This is a genomic window from Streptomyces sp. NPDC027189, assembly GCF_055566975.1.
In genome coordinates this window covers 1-15,225 of record NZ_JBVHRI010000015.1, presented here as the reverse complement: position 1 = coordinate 15,225, position 15,225 = coordinate 1, and the positions used below count along the sequence as shown (strand labels likewise).

Below are 15,225 nucleotides of genomic sequence, written 5' to 3'. Positions count from 1 at the left end.
CCCTGCCCGTCCCGTACCCGGGGGCGCAGGGGCGGAGGGGGCGAAGAGAGGCTGTCCAGGGCCCGCGCTCATCGCCCCGCCCCCTTGGAAAGGTTCGGCTTCCCCGCCTCCGACCACCGCGTGTTCGTGTTGTGCAACGCCCGCTCGGTGTCCGTGATGGACACCTTGATCGGGATCCCGGGACGCCCGCCCACCTTGATCAGGAAGCGGCCGCGCCCCGGCGGCTCCTCGTTCCCGCCCGTGCTCGCCCACCCGGGCGGCGACGACCAGGACGACACGAGCTCGATCTCCCGCTCGGACATGCCGACGATCTCGCCGAGCTCCTTCATCTCGGTACGCGGAAGCCCGGCGCAGACGACCATCCCCGCCCGCTCCACGAACCCGCGCGCCTTGGCGCGGTCGGACTCGCTGCCCAACGCCTCCGCGTCCTTCAGCGTGTGCGTGATCTTCGCGTCGCCCAGCCCCAGCGACCGGTTCAGCCGGGTCAGCGCGTCGATCCGCTCGACGATGCCGGAGGCGGCCCGGAGCGGTCGCCACAGCTCGTCCAGGACCGTGAAGAACCACCTCTGTGGGGCCAGCCCCGCGTCCGCGAGCGCGTGGGCGGCCGCCACCGTGCCCAGTCCGTCCGACCACGCGGCGAGCATCGCGGCCGCGGTCAGCTGCGTATCCGCCTCGCCGATACGCGAGATGTCCACGCAGACCGCCGGCGAGGCCGGGTTGATCCGCGTCGAGGTCTCGGACGCGAACGTGTCGCCGAGGGGCCCGTCCAGCACACCCAGGAGCGACCGGTGGAGGGGGTCCACCGCTTCCTGATAGCGGGCGACGTTCCCCCGGTCCAGCGTCACCGCCCGGACCCGGTCCGGACCCTCGTCCAGCACCTTCAGCAGATCCGGCAGCAACGGTGCCCGCCCCGGCTTCGTACGCTCCGCGAGGTGGTGGAGGCAGGCGGACAGCACGGACTGTTCGTGGTCGTCCATCGGGCGGCCCCGCACGATCGTGATCAGCGCGGCGACCATGTTCAGGACCCGGCCGTGCGCCTCCGCCGCGAGGATGCGGCCCCGCTCGCCCCCGATCCGTACGGCCGCCTCGCCCATCGCACCCGGGTCGAGGACGTTGATGCCCCCGACGCCCCGACCGATCGAGATCACCTGGCCGCCCAACGCCCGTACGGTGTCGGCGTAGTCGGGCTTCAGGTCCCCGAGTACCAGCGGGGTGATGCCCGTGGCGGACATGCCGATCAGCATGCGGTTGACCAGCGTCGACTTGCCCAGGCCGGGCATGCCGAGCATGAACAGGGACGGGTTGGAGATGTAACGGGCGCGGGTGAACCAGGAGATGGGGTCGCCGCAGACGGTCGCTCCGGTGTGCAGATGCTGGCCGAGCGGGACCCCGGTCATCGGCGCGCCGGAGCCCGCAGCGAAGGGCCACAGCCCGCACGCCTGAACCGTGGTCGCGCGCCACATCGAGGGCGGGTCCACGTGCCCGACCTGGCCGCCGCCGGGCCCGTACCAGCCGCGCGGCGGGGCGGTGGGTATGGATTTCACGGCACTCACAGCGCCTCCCTGATCTGGTACGGAACGAGGGTGTGCTCCCACGGCAGCAGGCCGACCGGCAGCGTGCAGGTGAAGGCCGAGGCCTGCATGCGGTCCGCGGGACGCATCAGAATGCGGGACGAGGCCTGGAGATTGCGTACGGTGATGCCCGCGTCCTGCAGGTGTTCCTCGTCGTCGACGGTGACGGTCACCATCAGCGAGAACTCCACGAGCCCGGCACCGGCCGCCTCCTCGGCCGCGGTCTGCTCGGCGGCCTGCATCTCCGAACTGGCCCGCGCCTGGACGAGACCGCGCCGCGAGCCCGCCATGAAGTGGGCCGAGCGCCGGTCGGACTCGACGATGCGGGCGGAGGTCGCCGGGTCGATGGGCCGGTAGATGAGGGAGACCCGTTTGCGCCGGGTGCCCGGCGCGGGTTCAAGGAGGCCGCGCAGCACGCTCGACCTGACCGTGCCGCGCGGCGCCAGCGTCAGCATCCAGGTGCGCGAGATCCCCGAGTCGTGCTTGTACGACGCGACGGTCTCGACGGCGGCCGCCGGGCCCGCGTCGTTCCACTCCAGGCCGGTGGTGGCGTGTTCGGCGCGGGCACTGAGCACGTCGGGGGCGATGGCGGGGTCGTACGCGACACGGACGATCTCGGCGAGCCGCTCGGCGGCGAGGGGGTAGGCGCTGCCGCCGCCCGCGGCGACCAGGCCCGAGAGCAGTCCGGGCAGGCGCATCGACAGGTCGGTGATGATGTCGTCGACCTCGCGCTTGGGGCCGCCCGTCGGGCCGTACGTCAACGCGATGTACGTGTGCATCTCGGAGCTCGCCGACGGATAGCGCTCGACGACCTCCTCCATCACGGCGCGGGCCGCGGCCGGAGCGTCCGGCGAGATGCGGGGGAGAACCTCGGCCGCGAGGCGGGTACCCGTGTCCGGGGCGGTTTCCACGACCACCTGGGCGCCGCGCAGGCCCGGCTCGTGCGAGAGCCGCGCGAGCCAGTCGCCCCAGGACGCCACCCAGATGTCGACCTGCTGCGGGTCGACCAGCGAACCACCGTCCGGCTCGCAGGCCAGGACCACCGTGTACAGGCCGCGGCCCGGGTGGTGCAGCACACCGAACGGGCGGTTGTAGGCGTCGCGGCCCTCGTACATCTTGGTGCGCGCGAGCAGGCCGGGCGGCTGAAAGCGGCCGCCGGGGCGCTTGGACAGCGGCCCGGAGACATAGGTGTGCGAGCCGTTCGCCTTGCGCTTCATCCAGCCGATCCGGACCGCGAGGACCTGGTAGACATTGCGGCCGTCCACCGTGCGCAGCGCCAGCGGGGCGAGGAACAGCCCGACCGGCACCAGCACGGCGATCGCGGCCATCAGCGATACCAGTGACGCCAGCAGCGCCACCAGCAGTCCGCCGAAGGCGACGACGGTGCCGAGCAGACCCAGCGGACCGAGTCCGGGACGGCGGGGCCTGCGCCAGTTCCCGTACGTGGGACGCGTCATGGCGTCGGTGGACATGGAGTTCCTTCTTCCGGCTCGGCTCAAAGTGCTTGGGGTGTACGGGGGTTGGGGCGGCGCCTGTCGGGCAGTCGCCGCCCCAGCGCCCGGGCGTGGACCGGCGCCTACTGGTTGTGGCCCTTCATGCCGTCGTTGTCGTCAAGGGAGTTGGCGACTTCCGTGGCGGCCGCGACGCCGGTCTGTACGGCGACCGCGGCGGCCTGGACCGCGAGGGCCGCGCCACCCGTGGCCGCACCCGCGGCGGCGGCACCGCCTCCGGCGGCCGCTCCGCCCGCTCCGCCCGCGCCACCGGCCGGAGCGCCGGCGCCCGAGGACGGCGAGCCCTTCGGGCCGGCCGCGCCGCCCCCGCCGCCCCCTCCGGCACCGCCCGCGGCGATGCTGACGGCGCCGGTGGCGATGTTGTTGGCCGCGTTGAGCGCGACCGTGCCGCCGGACGTGCCGCCGAGCGCCGCCGTCGCCGGAACGATCAGCTTGAGCAGCGCCGGCAGCGCGAACACCGCCATGATCAGCATGCCCAGACCCGCGATGGTCTGGTCGAGGTTCTTGGTGTCCTGGGTCATCGACGTGGCCGAATAGATGATCAGGGCGGCCGCCGGTTTGTAGAGCAGCCAGGCCGCGAGCCAGCCGATGTGCTTCTTCCACCAGCCTTCGCCCCACCCGGTCATCGAGGAGGCGGCGGCCAGCGGCAGCGTGCCGACGAGCATGATCATGACGCCGATGCGGATGTACATCAGACAGATCTGCACGAAGCTCGACAGCATCACCAGCAGACCGAAGATGAGCACCAGGCCCGGCTGGTTGAGCGTCAGTACGCCGAGCATCGTCGACGCGGTGTCGCCGAGGTCGGACTTCTCGTACACGTGCTGGGCGTACAGATCCGAGGCCTTGGTGAGCGCCTGGACCACCGGCACGGCGACCGCGCCGACGAGGATGACCTTCCACATCCCCAGGAACGCCTGCTTCATCGGCTGGCCCTTGCGGTCGAGGGCCATTCTGATGGCGGCGACCAGCAGCGAGGCCACGGCCACATAGGCGACGATCCAGTCGACCTCCTTGTCGATGAGGCCGATGGGCTTCGAGGGGTCGTCCACGTCGACGTTCATCCAGACGCCGTTGAGCGCCTTGAGCACCTCCGACGCGGCGTCGCCGATCGCCTTGGCGAAGACCACGACGGCACCCTGGGTGAACTGGGTACCGACCTCGTCGATCACACAGTCGTAAATCCGCCAGGAACAAGCCATGTCACGCCCCCCAGGTGACGAAGCCCGAGGTGCCGCTGACCTGCGACATGCCCGAGTAGACGGTGCCGTCGGCGTCGGGCGCGAGCTTCCAGTCGCCGTCCTGCCAGCGCATGGTCACCGACGCGGTGCCGTAGGCGTCCTTGCCTGCGATGCGGACCACGACCATCAACGTCGTCTTCTCCTTGTCGTACGACAGGACCGTGAAGCCGGCGTAGCCGCCCGCATCGGGCGTGCCCGAGGTGGGCTTGTCGCCCTCCGCGGTACGGCTCCTGATCAGCGCGTCGCGGCCCGCACCGGGGATGACCTGCCGGTCGACGACCTCGCGCCAGCCCTGGTAGCTCAGGTGGTCGGTGATGGAGTGCGCGGCCATGACCGCGCCCATCGGCGTGTGTGCGAAGCAGGACCAGACCGGTCCGTCGTACTTGAGCGGGCCCACCGTCTTCGAGACGGGTACCAGTCCGGTGCCGTTGGCCTTCCAGGTGAAGTCCTTCGGGGCGGCCGTCGGCTTGGCCTGGTCGCTGTCGTCGGTGCGACAGCCGGCGGGCCGGGCGTCCGAACCGCCGCTGCCGCCGCCCGAGTCCGAGCCGGCGGACGAGGTCGGCTGCGGGTCCGGGGCGCCCGACCCGTTCGCCGGCTTCCCGTCGCCGCCGCTCATCATCGTGAAGCCGGCGAGCACGAGCAGCACCAGCAGGAACCCGGCCGACAGGATCCAGCCTCGCTGCTGCCAGAACGGCTGCTCCCACTCCCCGCTGCCCCCTTGGGACCGGCCGGAGTTCAGCATGGTTTGCGCTCCCTTCGCATCGGTTTCTGATCAGGTGTGGATCAGGTCAGGCGAAGACGAAGGTGACGACGGGGCCCGCGGTGGCGACCAGGACACAGCCGCCGAGGACCATGCCGAGGCGGCCCATGTGCTCCGAGCCCTCGCCGCGGCGCATCGAGATCGCCATCATGGCGCCGGTGATGAGCACACCCGCGACGCCCGCCGCGGTGCCGGCCCAGGCGAGGATGCCGAGGACGGTGTCGACCTTGCCGGTCAGCTCGCCCGGCGCGTCGCTCTTGGGGTTGGGGACCTTGCCGTCCGCCAGGTAGATGTGGGCCTTGGCTGCTATCGCCTTGAACATGGCTTCTCCCCGATGTGGTCGGCTGCCGGCCGACAACGTGCTTGATGTGAGCGGTGCTTGAAGGTGCTTGAGGGTTCTCTCGCGGGTGATTGAGGGCTGTGTGACGCCCGAGTTCCCGGTTGCACAGTGAGCTTGGCGACTCCTGTGAGTTCCGGCCAAGCGATGTAGTGATCCAGCACCTGTCAGTGACGTGTCCGTGACAGACGGGAAGAGATCGTCATCAAGTACCAGGTGGGCGGCCCCGTAAAAGAAGTGAGGCGCCATCAGGTTCGGATGGCGCCTTCGGGGGGTGGAGCTTGACGGACGGGTGTTTCAGAGAAGGAAACCGACGATCGGGCCCGCCGTCGCGCCGATGACGCACGCCCCCATGACCATCAGGAACTGGCTCAAGTGCTCTTCTCCGTCGCCGACCTTGACGGCGATCGCCATGCGGGAGCCCACGATCATCAGCCCCGTCACGCCGGCCGCGGTGACCAGCCAGGCGATGATGTTCAGGACGTAGTTCAGCTGGGTGGCGACACCGGCCGGAGGGCCGTCCCCCGCCGCCAGCGTGGCGGTCATCGTGTGCAGGGTGCTCATGGGGTCGTCCTCCCGGTCAGTCGGGCCAGTGATGCGATCTCGCGCGGCAGCGGTCCCGTGAGGTCGCCGGTGCGCCATGCGGGCACCCAGGGCACTCGGTAGACGTCGATGACCGAGCCGATCACCTTGATGCGCTGGGTGAGTTGACGGGGCAGTCGCCCGGGCGCGTCGGCGACCAGGACGATGGCGTCGAGGTCGAGCCCCGGGGGCGCGTCGCCCCGCCGGAAGATGTCGAGGGTGTGCGAGACGGCGTCCAGGCCGGTCGCGTGCGTACGCCCCACGAGGAGGACGGAACCCGGCTCGCCCTGTTCCGGCCGGGGCCAGTTGCGGCCCGCGTCGTGACCGCCGAAGACGGCGGCGAGCGTGGAGGCACCGGCGCCGCCGTGAGTGGCGACCCAGGCGAACCGCCGTGTGCTCACCGGGAGTTGGTGGGCTTCCGGTCCCTCCTCCTGCCGCCGGTGCGGCTCCGGTTCGCCGACCGGCCCGCGGATCCAGATCTCGGGCCCGTCCGGCCCGCGCCGCTCGTTCCCGTGCATCGCCACCCCCTGCATCGCCACTCTCCTCCGTCGTCGCCCACCGATCTTCACGGCGCCCGAACAGGTTAGGTAACGGGGCGTGAGTTCCTGGGACGAGCCTGTGACGCCGTGGTGACGCATGGAGCGGGTGGGAGCCGAGAGACTCAACTGCAGGTACACGACCGGATCTTGAGGCTGAGGGGAGCCGATGTCCAACGGGGGTGGATCCACCATGACTTGGGTGGTCGGCGGCTGTCTTGCCGCGGTGATCATGCCGGTGGTCATGATGGTCGCGGTGAGCGGATCGCCGAGCGAGGCGGATACGGGGTCGGGCGCGGGCGGGGGGCTGAAGGACGGCACGGTGCCGCAGCAGTACGTGCCCTGGGTCCTCAAGGCGGGCGCCCTCTGCGACGTCATCAAGCCCGCGGTCATCGCCGCGCAGATCGAGGCCGAGTCGGGCTGGAACCCTAACGCCCGATCGCCGGTCGGCGCCCTGGGGCTGTCGCAGTTCATGCCCGGCACCTGGCAGACGTGGGGCCGGGACGACGACGGCAACGGCGTTGCCTCCCCCTTCGACCCCGGCGACGCGATCATGGCCCAGGGCCGTTACGACTGCGCCCTCGCCAAGCAGGTCGAGGGCTACAAGAACCGTGGCGAGGCGCAGGGCGAGACACTGGACCTCGCGCTCGCCGCGTACAACGCGGGACCGGGCGCGGTGCACCAGTACGGCGGTATGCCTCCGTACACCGAGACCCAGAACTACGTGGCCCGCATCAAGTCGCTGATATCCAAGTACGAGTCGATCGACGACCCGCCGGGCAAGATCCCGGACGGGCAGCAAATGGCGATGCCGCTCCCCGGCAACCCGCCCGTCACCTCCCCGTACGGCATGCGCATGCACCCGATCCTGCACGTCTACAAGCTGCACACCGGCATCGACTTCGGGGCGGCGGCCGGTACGCCGTTCAAGGCGGCCCGGGACGGCACGGTCACCTCCGCCGGCTGGGCCAATGGATACGGAAACCGTGTGGTGATCTCCCACGGAACCATCAATGGCGACCAGATTTCGACGACCTACAACCACATGCGCGCCCTCAACGTCAGTGTCGGACAGAAGGTGAAGGTCGGCCAGCAGGTCGGCGAGGTGGGCTCCACCGGTTACTCGACCGGACCGCACGCGCACTTCGAGGTCATGCAGAACGGCAAGTACGTGGATCCGGCACCCTGGCTGGGGCTGAAGTGAGGAGGGAGGCGAGGATGAGGACGCGTGGAAATACGGGTATGAGGACAGGTACGACGACGATGCCTACGAGGACGATCGCCCTGGCGGTCGTGTCCGTCACGGGGCTGTTGGCGTTGACGGGCTGTGGTTTGCAGGATCACCGTGATTCGGTGGGCGTGCCCGGCTCGTCACCCTCCGCGGTCCCGTCGGTGGCGCCCAAGGCGCCACTGCCGTCGGGCAGGCCGCTGGGCGCGGACGCGCGGGTGCCGAGCCCGTCGGGCGTCGACGGGACGGACGCGACAGAGGTATCGGAGGCGTGGGCGGAGGTGGCGTACGGCTATGACACGAAGTACGACTCCGGTCCGCACGATGCCGTGCTGCGCTCGGCCCGCTGGTTCACGGCGAAGAAGGCCGCCGCCGAGCGGTCGTACCGGCCCGCGAGCGGGGCGGGCAACGACTGGAACACCTGGGCCGGCCACAAGGCGTGGACCACGGTGGACGTGACCGCGGACGACGACGGCGACGGCCCCGTCGACACGGCTGTCCTGGCCTACCGCGCCCTCTTCGTCGAGGGCACGGCCCACGGCCGCGACGGCTGGACGGGCACGGGGCCGCGCGCGAACGTCTATCTCAAGCTGACGCGTGCGGGTCGGGGACAGCCGTGGCACGTCGACGAGGTGACAGCGGTCGAGGCCGCGGTTCCTCCGTCCCCCTCTCCTTCGTCCCCGTCCCCCTCGTCCCCGTCTCTCTCTTCCTCGTCCACACCTTCGTGAGGGAACCCATGTCTCGACTCAGCCGCGAACAGAAGCGGGAACTCAAGCGGCAGCGCGCGGCCGGTGCCGTGCCCGGGGGGCAACCGGCGGCCGGGGTGACACCGATCGAGGTGCGGGTGCCGGCGTCCACAGGTGGTGCCACGGGCGGTGACGCCGGTGGGGCCACGGTCGGCGGCATGCCGGTCTTCGCCGCGCCCGGCGAGACCGTCCAGGCCGCCGTCCTGAACTACCTCCACCGCCTCGCGCTCGCCACCGGCCACCCCGTTCTCGCCACCATCCACGACGAACGCATCGGCTACGTCGTACCGCTCCAGGTGTCCGTGGACGGCTCCAGCCGGTATGCCGGGGAGCCGGTGCGGGTGGGGGCCGGGACGTCGGCGGTGCCGGGGGCTTGGGCGGCGGGGAATGCGACGGAGCCGCAGCCGGGAGGCCAGATCCAGCCGCCGCAGCAGCCGCAGCCGCGTCCGCATCCGCAGGAGCGGCCGGGGCTGGGCGAGGCTCGCGAGTCCGGGGTCGCGCAGGCACCGCGACAGCAGCCGCGTGAGCCTGAGATTCGACAGTCGCCGCGGCCACCGGCGCCGCCGACCGCACCGGCGCCGCCGACCGCACCGGTTCCGTCTGCCCCCGTCGTCCCTCCGGCATCCGGTGACCGGGCGCCCGAGGGTCCGGCGACCGGAGCGCCGACAGCGCCCGAGACGCCACCGGTTCCGCGCCGCGACAAGGCGACGTACGTACTGCGAGCGGTACCGGAGCCGACACCCGAGCCTGGGCCTGCCGCTGCCGCTGCCGCTGCCGCTGCCGCTGAGCCTGAGCGCGGGCCCGCGCAGGTGTCTGTCACGGAGCCGGAGCCTGGCCCGGCACCTGTGCAGGGCCCGGAGCTCGCGCCCGTACCCGTCTCGAGTCCGGTGCCTGCGCCCGCGCCCGGGCCTGCGCCCGCGCCCGGGCCTGCGCCTGCGGATGAGGCTGAGCGCGGGACCGTGCAGGTGTCTGTCACGGAGCCGGAGCCTGGCCCGGCACCTGTGCAGGGCCCGGAGCTCGCTCCCGTACCCGTCTCGAGTCCGGAGCCCGCGCCCGCGCCCGGGCCTGCGCGTGTCGCGGAGCCGGAGCTTGCGCCCATGCCCGCGCCTGCGCCCACGTTCCCGCATGCACCTGAGCCCGCACCGAAGCCCGAGGCGGTTCCAGTGCCGGCGCCGGAACCGGTGAGGCCCGCGGCGTTCGCCGATCCGGCGCCCCTTCCGACGGCCGCCGCGCCGTCCGCCGCCCCGGCACCCGTTTCCACGAGTGCCGTCCAGCCCCCGGCGCCACTGCCCGTGGGTGAGCCCGTGGCGCCCGCCCCGGCTTCCGTGTCGGCGATTCCCGTCGCACATACCGCCCCCGCGCCTGAACCGGCACGTGGCCAGGTGCCCGCCGACGCGGCACCTGATCCCGTACACGCCGCGGCACCCGCCAACCCGACCACAGAACCCGTACGCCCGCCGGCGCCCCCCGCCGCCCCCGAGCCCAGCACCCCCACCCCGTCGACCTTCGTGCTGCGGGCGGTGCCCGAGCCCAAGCCGCTTCCCGGGAGCGCGGCGACGCGTGTACTGCGGTCGGTGCCGGAGTCGGCGGCCGGGGTTGTGGCGGCTCCGACAGGGGAGTTCGGGCCGGCTCCGGCGGCCGAAGGAGCTCCCGCGCGGAAGGCGGCTCCGGGGATGGAAGCCATGTCCGTGCTGGACCCGGAGCCCGAGCCGGAGCCGAAGCCCGCGCCTGTGCGGGGCTTCGACGCTGTCGCCGAGGCGGTGCTTGCGCCGAACTCGGCCCAGGAGGGCGACGGTACCGTGGCGTTCCTCGTGGAACCGGTGGCGCGGATCAACGAGGCCGTGAAGATGGGCCGGATCGAGGCGGCCGCGGGGATGGCGGAGCGAGCCGTCGCGGAGGCGGCGCAGTCGCTGGGCGAGGAACACCCGGAGGTGCTGAAGCTGCGCGAACTGACCGCGTACATCGCCTACTTGGCCGGTGACGCGCTCAGGTCGTTCCACCTGTCGCTGGACCTCGCCCGGGTCCGCCGACGCCATCGCGACCCGCGTGCCGCGTACGGCAACGTACAGAGCGCGGCGGCGGCCTGGCGCGCCGTCCGCGACCCCCTGCAGGGACTGCACCTCGGACGCGATCTGATCGGCGTGTGGACCGAGCTCACGGCCGACGGCGGCCCCGCCGCCGACGACATCGAGCAGCTCGAATCGGCCCGCACCCGCATGGGCCGCCTCGCCGAGCGCGCCCGCGTCCTGGCCGACAACCCCTACACCCAGAGCCCGAGCCCGCGAGCCCATGGCCAGTGACGACCAAAGGGGTCGGAGGACGGGAGCACGGAGGCCGGACCCGCCCGTCGTCGTCGGTGGCGACGGCGGGGGCGGTCCGGCCGGACCACGGCGAGGGGGCGGCGACGATGACCGGGCCGACGCCGCCCGCCGTCGCTCAGCGCGTCCGCACGAACCGCGCGCACGCGAACCGCGTCCGCACGAACCGCGCCCGCGCGTCGAGGTATGCGTCAACGAGCTGACCGGCACGATGAGCTGGCGTACGCTCGCCGCTCCCGGCGAAACCGCCCGGCGTGGCGGCCCGCGTGCCCGCGCCCCCAGGGGCGCCGCCCCCATCCCGACGCACCCGGCCGCCGTGCGCGCCGCGGTGAGCGTCCCGGTCGAGACGCTCACGCCGGACCAGTTGCGGCATCACCTGGCCCAGGTCGGCGCCCTGCGCTCCCGCGTCGAGGCCGATGTCGCCCGCGGCGCGCGCGTGCCGACGGCCGTCGCGGCCCGTATGCGCTCGGGGTCCACGCCGGTCGCCGCACACGCCCTCACCGTAGAACGCTCCTCCACGGCAAGGGAGTTGACCCGGCGAACGCCCGGGCAATACCGGCGCTTCTGAAGGGGGCATGGTCGGAGCTAATGCACGCAGAACTCGTTCCCCTCCGGATCCGCCATCACCACCCACTCGCCCGCCGGCTCCTTCACCCGCCGGAGCACGCTCGCCCTCAGCCCCTCCAACCGCTCGACCTCGTCCGCGCAGCGGCCCTCACCGGGGTGCAGATCGAGATGGAGCCGGTTCTTGACGGTCTTCGGCTCCGGTACGCGCTGGAAGAGAAGCCGTCGGCCGAGGCCGGTGCCGCGCTCCTCGTCGTACGGGTCGTCCGGGTGCCGCACGGCGATCAGGTCGCGGAAGGCCGGGCGGCCGCGGAACTCGACGGTGGCCTCCGCCGGCAGGGCGCCGAGGCTGAGCAGCCGTTCCACGAAGGTGCTGTTGTCCTCGACCTCGTAACCGAGCGCTGCGGCCCAGAAGTCGGCCTGGGCGTGCGGGTCGGCCGCGTCGATGACGAGCTTCCAGTGCAGGGGAGTGGGCGTCATGGTTACCACTTATAACGTCCCGGCCAGCCGCTGTGTGCCGACCGGGCGTAATGGGCTGCGACGCGGTGCTGGCGCCCGCGCTCACGCCGAAGCTCGTGCAGCGGTACGGCAACGCCAGGGTGATCCTCGGCGGTTTTGTGCTCGCCGTCGTCGCGTACGGGCTGTTCTTGCCGGTCGGCGCTGACTGGTCGTACGCGGCGATGTTCCCGACGCTGATCATCGCGGGCACCGCGTTCGCCCTCGCCTACGGGCCGCTGACGATCGCGGCGACGGACGGTGTGGCGGAGGAGGAGCAGTGCCTGGCGAGCGGGCTGCTGCACACGGCCGCGCAGTTCGGCTCGGCGATCGGGATCTCGGCGGTGACCGCGGTCTACGGCTTGGCGTCCACGGGGTCGGGTCCCGCCGCCACGCTGTCCGCCTTCCGCGCGGCGCTGACCGTGCCGGTGATGATGGTCGTCCTGGGGTCCCTGGTCTCGGCCCTGAGCGTGCGGGCCGCGCGGCGCGCGGTGCGCAGCGCGTCGAAGGTGAGCAGCGACAGCGCCAGCCAGACCAGCGCGAACCCGGCCCAGCGCTCGGGCGGCATGGCCTCGTGGAAGTAGAGGATGCCGAGCAGGAACTGGAAGACGGGGGCGAGGTACTGGAGGAGCCCGAGGGTGGAGAGCGGGACGCGGATGGCGGCGGCCCCGAAGCAGACAAGGGGGATGGCGGTCACGAGCCCCGTCGCCGCGAGCAGCGCCGCGTGCCCCGCGCCCTCCGTACCGAAGGTCGCGTCACCCTTGGTCCCCAGCCACAGCAGATAGGCCAGCGCGGGCAGGAACTGGATCGCGGTCTCGGCGGCGAGCGACTCGATACCGCCGAGGTTGACCTTCTTCTTCACCAGCCCGTACGTGGCGAAGGAGAAGGCGAGGCAGAGGGAGATCCACGGCGGGCGGCCGTATCCGATCGTGAGGACGAGGACCGCGGCGAAGCCGACGCCGACCGCCGTCCACTGCACCGGCCGCAGCCGTTCCTTGAGGAGCAGTACGCCCATCGCGATGGTGACGAGCGGGTTGATGAAGTAGCCGAGCGAGGCCTCGACCACGTGCCCGGAGTTCACGGCCCAGATGTAGACGCCCCAGTTGACGGTGATGACCGCCGCCGCGATCGTGATCAGGCCCAGCTTGCGAGGCTGCCGGAGCAGTTCGCCCGCCCAGGCCCAGCGCCGCATCACCAGCAGCGCGGCGCCGACCACGGCGAGGGACCACACCATCCGGTGGGCGAGGATCTCGACCGCCCCGGCGGGCTTCAGCAGCGGCCAGAAGAGGGGGACGAGCCCCCACATGCCGTACGCCGCGAAGCCGTTCAGCAGACCTATGTGCTGCTCGCCCTTCGGCTTCCCGGCCACCGGCGCCTCCCTCTCGTGTGACGGCCGCTCCCGTGTGGCGGAGCAGCCTGAAAGAAGGTAGCGCCGAGCGCCCCCGCCTGTCATGCCCGTATCGCCATACGGTCATGACAGGCGGGGTTCGGAGGGTGATGCCCAGGCCGGATGGGGAAGGAGGCCCGGGGAGCCGCCGGGAGGGTCAGCCCTTCAGTGCCGCCTTGATCGACTCGGCGATCGGCGTGGTCGGGCGGCCGGTCAGGCGGGACAGATCGCCGGTGATGACGGCCAGCTCGCCCTTCTCGATGGACGTGTCCACGCCCGCCAGGACGGCGACGAGGCCCTCGGGCACACCGGCGCCGGCCAGGATGCCGCTGTAGACCTCGACGGGAACGGCGTTGTAGACGATCTCCTTGCCGGACTGCTCGGCGATCTCGGCGGCGTACTCGGCGAAGCCGAAGGAGGTGTCGCCGCTCAGCTCGTAGCTCTTGTTCTCGTGGCCCTCGCCGGTCAGCACCGCCACGGCGGCAGCCGCGTAGTCAGCTCGCGCGGCGGAGGCGACCCGGCCCTCTCCGGCGGCCTGGACGACGGCGCCGTGCTCGAGGACGGGGGCGAGGTTCTCCGTGTAGTTCTCGTTGTACCAGCCGTTGCGCAGCAGGGTGTACGGCAGACCGGACGCCAGGATCGCCTCCTCCGTGGCCCGGTGGTCGTCGGCCAGGGCGGCCGTCAGACTGCCAGGGGCACTGGTGTAGGCGAAGAGCGCGGCACCGGCGGCCTTGGCGGCGTCGAGGACGACCTGGTGCTGGGCGACGCGGCCGAGGTGGAACTCGTTGCCCGAGATGAGCAGCACCTTGTCGCCGGCGGAGATGACCCCGTCGAAGGTCTCGGGTGCGTTGTAGTCGGCGACCGCGATCTTCACGCCGCGCGCCGCGAAACCGGCGGCCTTCTCCTGGTCACGTACAACCGCGGTGATCTGGTCCGCCGGGACCTTCTCCAGCAGCCCTTCGATGACGAAACGGCCGAGGTGTCCGGTGGCTCCGGTGACGACGATGCTCATATCTGAAACAACTCCTTGTGGGGTGGGTCTGGCACTAACCCTAGGAGGTGCACTAACCCTGCGTAAGTACCCACTTTGAAGTAAGGTACTGGCATGGCCGTAAGTAGGACAGCAGTCAGCAAGTACGAGACCGACGCAGCGATGTGCCCGTACCGCCTGGTCCTGGAGCACGTCACCAGCCGCTGGGGTGTGCTCGTTCTCATCGAGCTCCTGGACCGCCCGTACCGCTTCAGCGAGCTGCGCCGCGCCATCGGGCGCGTCAGCGAGAAGATGCTCACGCAGACGCTGCAGACCCTGGAGCGCGACGGTCTCGTGCACCGCGACGCCAAACCGGTCATCCCGCCGCGCGTCGACTACTCGCTCACCGAACTGGGCCGCGAGGCCGCCACGCAGGTGAAGACGCTCGCGATCTGGACCTCGGACCGGATGGACGACGTCGAGAAGGCCCGCCGCGCATACGACGAGGCCCGGGCGGCGAGCGCCCGGGCCTCGTGAAATACCGGTTCGGCTAGCCGACGACCGTCCAGGTGTCCCCGCCCGCCAGCAGCGCGGCGAGGTCGCCCTTGCCGTTCTGCTCGATGGCCGTGTCCAGCTGGTCGGCCATCTGGGTGTCGTAGACCGGCCGGTCCACGGAACGGAGCACGCCGATGGGGGTGTGGTGGAGCGTGTCGGGGTCGGCTAGGCGGGAGAGCGCGAAGGCCGTGGTCGGGGACGCGGAGTGGGCGTCGTGGACCAGGATCTGCGACTCGTTGTCCGCCGTGACGGTGACGACGTTGAGGTCTCCGGTCTGCGGGTCGCGTACGACGCCGCGCGAACCGTCGGCGCCGAAGCGGATGGGCTGCCCGTGTTCCAGGCGGATGACCGCTTCCTGGGACTGCTGCTTGTCCTTGAGGGCATCGAAGGCGCCGTCGTTGAAGATGTTGCAGTTCTGGTAGAT

At 71.6% G+C, this 15,225-nt stretch carries 15 protein-coding genes and 2 pseudogenes; 6 read left to right on the top strand and 11 right to left on the bottom strand.

Going from position 1 to position 15,225, the window contains the following annotated elements:
* Positions 1-68: 68 nt before the first annotated feature.
* From ACZ4RZ_RS30535 to ACZ4RZ_RS30505, 7 genes are all read right to left on the bottom strand, one after another.
* Positions 69-1,544 carry an ATP/GTP-binding protein gene (locus ACZ4RZ_RS30535; RefSeq protein WP_467749437.1) on the bottom strand — a complete coding sequence of 492 codons (1,476 nt, stop codon included), beginning with the start codon at positions 1,542-1,544 and terminating at the stop codon, positions 69-71.
* Positions 1,545-1,549: 5 nt separating this feature from the next.
* A complete protein-coding gene (locus ACZ4RZ_RS30530; RefSeq protein WP_467749435.1) occupies positions 1,550-3,043 on the bottom strand; it encodes an SCO6880 family protein in 1,494 nt (497 codons plus the stop codon).
* Between the two features lie 104 nt (positions 3,044-3,147).
* On the bottom strand, positions 3,148-4,284 hold the full coding sequence (locus tag ACZ4RZ_RS30525; protein WP_467749433.1) for a hypothetical protein: 1,137 nt from the start codon (positions 4,282-4,284) through the stop codon (positions 3,148-3,150).
* Position 4,285: 1 nt separating this feature from the next.
* The gene (locus ACZ4RZ_RS30520; protein ID WP_467749431.1) at positions 4,286-5,065 is read right to left on the bottom strand and encodes a DUF8175 domain-containg protein; all 780 of its coding nucleotides are present in this window, start codon (positions 5,063-5,065) and stop codon (positions 4,286-4,288) included.
* A 46-nt stretch (positions 5,066-5,111) separates the two neighbouring features.
* Complete coding sequence (locus ACZ4RZ_RS30515) at positions 5,112-5,405, bottom strand: hypothetical protein (RefSeq protein ID WP_369248493.1); 294 nt, start codon at positions 5,403-5,405, stop codon at positions 5,112-5,114.
* 312 nt (positions 5,406-5,717) lie between these two features.
* Positions 5,718-5,984 carry a hypothetical protein gene (locus ACZ4RZ_RS30510; RefSeq protein ID WP_467749429.1) on the bottom strand — a complete coding sequence of 89 codons (267 nt, stop codon included), beginning with the start codon at positions 5,982-5,984 and terminating at the stop codon, positions 5,718-5,720.
* Positions 5,981-6,535 carry a DUF6668 family protein gene (locus ACZ4RZ_RS30505; protein ID WP_467749428.1) on the bottom strand — a complete coding sequence of 185 codons (555 nt, stop codon included), beginning with the start codon at positions 6,533-6,535 and terminating at the stop codon, positions 5,981-5,983. Before ACZ4RZ_RS30505 ends, ACZ4RZ_RS30510 begins: the two co-directional genes overlap by 4 nt.
* A 196-nt stretch (positions 6,536-6,731) precedes the next feature.
* Between ACZ4RZ_RS30505 and ACZ4RZ_RS30500 the strand changes: the two genes are divergently transcribed.
* From ACZ4RZ_RS30500 to ACZ4RZ_RS30485, 4 genes are all read left to right on the top strand, one after another.
* Positions 6,732-7,742, top strand: coding sequence for a peptidoglycan DD-metalloendopeptidase family protein (locus ACZ4RZ_RS30500; protein WP_467749427.1), 1,011 nt, complete (start codon positions 6,732-6,734; stop codon positions 7,740-7,742).
* Between the two features lie 59 nt (positions 7,743-7,801).
* Positions 7,802-8,494: a hypothetical protein gene (locus ACZ4RZ_RS30495; RefSeq protein WP_467749425.1), complete on the top strand. Its 693-nt coding sequence runs from the start codon at positions 7,802-7,804 to the stop codon at positions 8,492-8,494.
* Positions 8,495-9,894: 1,400 nt separating this feature from the next.
* Positions 9,895-10,812 carry a hypothetical protein gene (locus ACZ4RZ_RS30490; protein WP_467749423.1) on the top strand — a complete coding sequence of 306 codons (918 nt, stop codon included), beginning with the start codon at positions 9,895-9,897 and terminating at the stop codon, positions 10,810-10,812.
* 229 nt (positions 10,813-11,041) lie between these two features.
* On the top strand, positions 11,042-11,398 hold the full coding sequence (locus ACZ4RZ_RS30485; protein WP_467749421.1) for a hypothetical protein: 357 nt from the start codon (positions 11,042-11,044) through the stop codon (positions 11,396-11,398).
* Between the two features lie 17 nt (positions 11,399-11,415).
* Here ACZ4RZ_RS30485 and ACZ4RZ_RS30480 read toward each other — a convergent pair whose 3' ends face one another.
* Positions 11,416-11,874, bottom strand: coding sequence for a VOC family protein (locus ACZ4RZ_RS30480; protein WP_467749420.1), 459 nt, complete (start codon positions 11,872-11,874; stop codon positions 11,416-11,418).
* Between the two features lie 50 nt (positions 11,875-11,924).
* Between ACZ4RZ_RS30480 and ACZ4RZ_RS30475 the strand changes: the two are divergent.
* Positions 11,925-12,212 (top strand): annotated as a pseudogene (locus ACZ4RZ_RS30475) (MFS transporter); the annotation flags it as partial.
* Positions 12,213-12,244: 32 nt separating this feature from the next.
* On the opposite strand, the gene rarD reads toward ACZ4RZ_RS30475, so the two are convergent.
* Positions 12,245-13,195, bottom strand: a complete 951-nt coding sequence (rarD, locus tag ACZ4RZ_RS30470) for an EamA family transporter RarD (protein WP_467749790.1) — start codon at positions 13,193-13,195, stop codon at positions 12,245-12,247.
* 238 nt (positions 13,196-13,433) lie between these two features.
* Positions 13,434-14,288, bottom strand: coding sequence for an NAD(P)H-binding protein (locus tag ACZ4RZ_RS30465; RefSeq protein WP_467749419.1), 855 nt, complete (start codon positions 14,286-14,288; stop codon positions 13,434-13,436).
* A gap of 93 nt (positions 14,289-14,381) precedes the next feature.
* Between ACZ4RZ_RS30465 and ACZ4RZ_RS30460 the strand changes: the two genes are divergently transcribed.
* Positions 14,382-14,783, top strand: coding sequence for a winged helix-turn-helix transcriptional regulator (locus ACZ4RZ_RS30460; protein ID WP_467749418.1), 402 nt, complete (start codon positions 14,382-14,384; stop codon positions 14,781-14,783).
* A 13-nt stretch (positions 14,784-14,796) separates the two neighbouring features.
* Here the strand turns inward: ACZ4RZ_RS30460 and ACZ4RZ_RS30455 are convergent.
* Positions 14,797-15,225 (bottom strand): annotated as a pseudogene (locus ACZ4RZ_RS30455) (2-oxoacid:ferredoxin oxidoreductase subunit beta); the annotation flags it as partial.

What these genes read in the sequence shown, in the direction of transcription:
- ACZ4RZ_RS30530 (WP_467749435.1), bottom strand. Translation starts at nt 3,043, where the DNA reads ATGTCCACCGACGCCATGACGCGTCCCACGTACGGGAACTGGCGCAGG.
- ACZ4RZ_RS30525 (WP_467749433.1), bottom strand. Translation starts at nt 4,284, where the DNA reads ATGGCTTGTTCCTGGCGGATTTACGACTGTGTGATCGACGAGGTCGGT.
- ACZ4RZ_RS30520 (WP_467749431.1), bottom strand. Translation starts at nt 5,065, where the DNA reads ATGCTGAACTCCGGCCGGTCCCAAGGGGGCAGCGGGGAGTGGGAGCAG.
- ACZ4RZ_RS30515 (WP_369248493.1), bottom strand. Translation starts at nt 5,405, where the DNA reads ATGTTCAAGGCGATAGCAGCCAAGGCCCACATCTACCTGGCGGACGGC.
- ACZ4RZ_RS30510 (WP_467749429.1), bottom strand. Translation starts at nt 5,984, where the DNA reads ATGAGCACCCTGCACACGATGACCGCCACGCTGGCGGCGGGGGACGGC.
- ACZ4RZ_RS30505 (WP_467749428.1), bottom strand. Translation starts at nt 6,535, where the DNA reads ATGCAGGGGGTGGCGATGCACGGGAACGAGCGGCGCGGGCCGGACGGG.
- ACZ4RZ_RS30500 (WP_467749427.1), top strand. Translation starts at nt 6,732, where the DNA reads ATGACTTGGGTGGTCGGCGGCTGTCTTGCCGCGGTGATCATGCCGGTG.
- ACZ4RZ_RS30495 (WP_467749425.1), top strand. Translation starts at nt 7,802, where the DNA reads ATGCCTACGAGGACGATCGCCCTGGCGGTCGTGTCCGTCACGGGGCTG.
- ACZ4RZ_RS30485 (WP_467749421.1), top strand. Translation starts at nt 11,042, where the DNA reads ATGAGCTGGCGTACGCTCGCCGCTCCCGGCGAAACCGCCCGGCGTGGC.
- ACZ4RZ_RS30480 (WP_467749420.1), bottom strand. Translation starts at nt 11,874, where the DNA reads ATGACGCCCACTCCCCTGCACTGGAAGCTCGTCATCGACGCGGCCGAC.
- rarD (WP_467749790.1), bottom strand. Translation starts at nt 13,195, where the DNA reads ATGTGGGGGCTCGTCCCCCTCTTCTGGCCGCTGCTGAAGCCCGCCGGG.
- ACZ4RZ_RS30465 (WP_467749419.1), bottom strand. Translation starts at nt 14,288, where the DNA reads ATGAGCATCGTCGTCACCGGAGCCACCGGACACCTCGGCCGTTTCGTC.
- ACZ4RZ_RS30460 (WP_467749418.1), top strand. Translation starts at nt 14,382, where the DNA reads ATGGCCGTAAGTAGGACAGCAGTCAGCAAGTACGAGACCGACGCAGCG.